Below are 2,894 nucleotides of genomic sequence, written 5' to 3' on the forward strand. Positions count from 1 at the left end.
GCGAATGCTTCATGATGCACCTTTCCTTGATCGCCTGGTCCGTTGCAGTCGGCGTTGAAGTTGATCGATCTGGTCGCTGGAAAGGCTGATCTGCCAAGGCTGGCCTTTCGTGCTTTGCCGACCGTGGACAAGGCCCTGGGCGAGGTAGTCGAAGATGGTTTGAGCCGTCACGCCGATTGCAGCGGCTGCGCCCTGTACAGAGTAGGTTCCATCAGGCCAGCGCGGCGGATTGGCTGCGACGCCGTTGATCTTGGCTGTGGGGACTCCCCAACGGTGGCGTAAGAGCCAGATGTTCTCATAGCTGAACAGCTTGCCTGGCGCCGAGCGGACGCCCTCGTCATTCAAGATTTTGGCGATTTGCCTGTCCATATCGCCCGCAGCATTGAGTTCCGTGATCCGCTCACGCACAAGCTCGAGTTCGCCATAGTCTCGATCGTAAGATGAACTCGGCGTTGGATTTGATGTTCGCTGGTTGCGCCGGTCTGCCAAAGAATCCTGATGGCGACCTGGCCGCGTATCTTCTTCTGATCGAGAACGACCTCCTGCACGATGAAGCGCAAGATACGTTTGCGGTCTTCTGGCTGGGTGGTTTCTGAGTGCCAGATAGCCGGCAAATTCTCGGCGAGTTCCTGAAGCGCCGCGTGATCCTGTGCCTGTAACACCAAGGGCTCTCGGTCTCTCCACCGACGATATTCCTGCTCGATCTCATCGACCAAGCGCAGGTTGTCTTCCCAAGCCTTTTCCAGGGTTCTGGCGACGAGACGATTTTCCGGTTCCACGGTGTCGTATTGTCGTCGAGCCCGTTCGGCGTCATACCGCGCACGTTCCCGCCGTAGCGCCCATTGTTTCTCGAGGCTCCGCGTTTCCTCCGCAATCTCGTTGAGCGCAGCGATGGCGATGGCGATTTGGTCAGGTTCCAACGCCTTCAGGAGGATCCGGGCGACTTGTTCATCTATTGCGGGCGCCCGAACCTCCTGACAGAGAGAGCTGCCGGTCTGGTTGCGGTCCGCCAGGCAGCAGTAGACGGGGCATGCACCGTCGGGGCCACTATAGCGCACGGTCATCCGCCGTCCGCACTGGCCGCAGACCGCTAAGCCCTGCAGCAAAGCAATGCCCTTGCGTGGCGCGCCGCGGTGGCCGGCCTCGTATCGATTGGTGTTGTCGGCGAGGCGTCTCTGATTGGCCATGAACTCCTCCCAGTTAATATACCAGGGTGTGCGTCTTTGATGCAAACCTCCCAGTCGTCAATGGCCACCTTCGAGATTGCGCGGTGCGAACCCGGACCTTGGCGGACCGCATTTATTCGGCGCCGGCCGCAGACATATGCGCCGGCATAGGCCGGGTTGTGCAAAATATAATGGACGTGGGCGATGGTGGCGTCTCGCCACACCAGCTCATGGGGCGCCGGCCCGCGAAGCGGCCGCACCGGTACGCGTAGGTCGTGCGTGCGCAGGTAACGCATAACGCGTCGCGCGGTCTGAAGCTCTCTAAATTTGTCGAAGATCAGACGCAGCCGAGCCTGAACCTCTTCAGAGGGTTGAACACGATCTGGCCGGAGCGGTTGTAGGCCAAGCCACCTGGCAGCGGTATGCGAAGCTCGCCCCGCGCCGCTTCTGCCGCTCCCCTTGATGCAGGCGGATACGGATCTGGTGCAACTCCGCTTCGCTCATGATTCCCGAGAGCCCTAATAGCAGCCGGTCGTGATAAGCGCAGGGATCGTAGAGACGTTCACCATCGGCGATGACAACGCCGAACAATGAACACAACTCGAGGAGTTGATGCCAGTCCCGGTTGTTGCGCGCCAATCGAGATGCATCGAGGCTGACCACCAGACCCGCGTTGCCGAGCCCGATCTCGGCGATGAGCCGTTGGAAGCCGCCGCGCTCGACTTGGCCGTTTCCTGATTTTCCAAGATCCTCGTCGATGACGACGACACGATCCGGCGGCCAACCCAATCTGACGGCGCGGTCCACCAAACTGTACTGAAGTTCGGTGCTTTCCTGGTGGTGGCGCACCTGGTTTATTGAGGATTGGCGCACATACACGTAAGCGAACTTTGAACGTCGGACGGCCGTGAGCCGCTCGTCAGGACTGCTCGGAATCGCCAACATCAAACCGCTCCCTCGCCGCTGGCGTGTTCGGCGGCATCCGACGGATCAGAGTCGCGAGCATCTGCGCGACTTGGTGCTGAGATGCCGGTGGGAGATTGTTCCAAAGGCTGGGCGTATCTGGCTTGATCCTTACCAGTGGAACACTGGTCTCCGGTAGAGACACCGCAATCCGATGCGCCAAAGCATGAGCAACCATCGCAACTCGCCATTGAGTTACTAAAGGTGATTCGCGCATAATACTAAAGGAAGCAAAGTCCGAACGGATATTAACTTTCCCGCCATGCTACGATGTTCACGATCATCATCGCTAGTAGGCGACAAATCCGTCACTGACCGGCGGATATTGCGTGACCGTCCATCCGGAAGGCGGATGACTACAAAGGCAGGTCCGCGCCCTGACCGAAGTGATGCCACCTCAAACCGCTGTCCACAGAGTGCGTGTCGACGGTCAACCACCGTGACATGAGACACCAACCGATCAACAAGAGGGGTATCCTGCGCTGCTCGGGTCGCCAAACACGCTGCCCCATTCGCCCACCGAGCGATTGGAGGTGATCAGGATCGATCCCCGCTCATAACGCCGCGACACCAGCTGGAAGAACAGATGCGCGGCATTGGCTTCGAACGGGAGATAGCCGAGCTCGTCGATGATCAACAGTTTCGGCCGCGACAGGGTCGTCAGCTGCTTTTCGAGTGAACCGTCGACGCCAATATGGGCTTGCCGAGCGAGCGCGGTCCCTTGGCTGGAAAGACGCCATCGTCATCGATGAAGATCTCGGTCGT

The 2,894-nt window shown here is 59.4% G+C and carries 4 protein-coding genes and 1 pseudogene; all 5 read right to left on the reverse strand.

What is annotated here, in order from left to right; genetic code table 11:
• Positions 1-9: 9 nt before the first annotated feature.
• On the reverse strand, positions 10-369 hold the full coding sequence (locus NKH59_RS33100; RefSeq protein WP_353024423.1) for a hypothetical protein: 360 nt from the start codon (positions 367-369) through the stop codon (positions 10-12).
• Positions 342-1,187, reverse strand: a complete 846-nt coding sequence (locus tag NKH59_RS33105) for a recombinase zinc ribbon domain-containing protein (RefSeq protein WP_353024425.1) — start codon at positions 1,185-1,187, stop codon at positions 342-344. Before NKH59_RS33105 ends, NKH59_RS33100 begins: the two co-directional genes overlap by 28 nt.
• On the reverse strand, positions 1,091-1,630 hold the full coding sequence (locus NKH59_RS33110; protein WP_353024429.1) for a recombinase family protein: 540 nt from the start codon (positions 1,628-1,630) through the stop codon (positions 1,091-1,093). Before NKH59_RS33110 ends, NKH59_RS33105 begins: the two co-directional genes overlap by 97 nt.
• Positions 1,530-2,111, reverse strand: coding sequence for a recombinase family protein (locus NKH59_RS33115; protein ID WP_353024428.1), 582 nt, complete (start codon positions 2,109-2,111; stop codon positions 1,530-1,532). The genes NKH59_RS33110 and NKH59_RS33115 overlap by 101 nt, the downstream gene beginning before the upstream one ends.
• 441 nt (positions 2,112-2,552) lie before the next feature.
• Positions 2,553-2,847, reverse strand: a pseudogene (locus NKH59_RS33120) (ATP-binding protein); the annotation flags it as partial.
• Between the last annotated feature and the right edge of the window lie 47 nt (positions 2,848-2,894).

The sequence above is a fragment of the Mesorhizobium sp. M0998 genome, assembly GCF_040318885.1.
Taxonomy (GTDB): Bacteria; Pseudomonadota; Alphaproteobacteria; order Rhizobiales; family Rhizobiaceae; genus Mesorhizobium.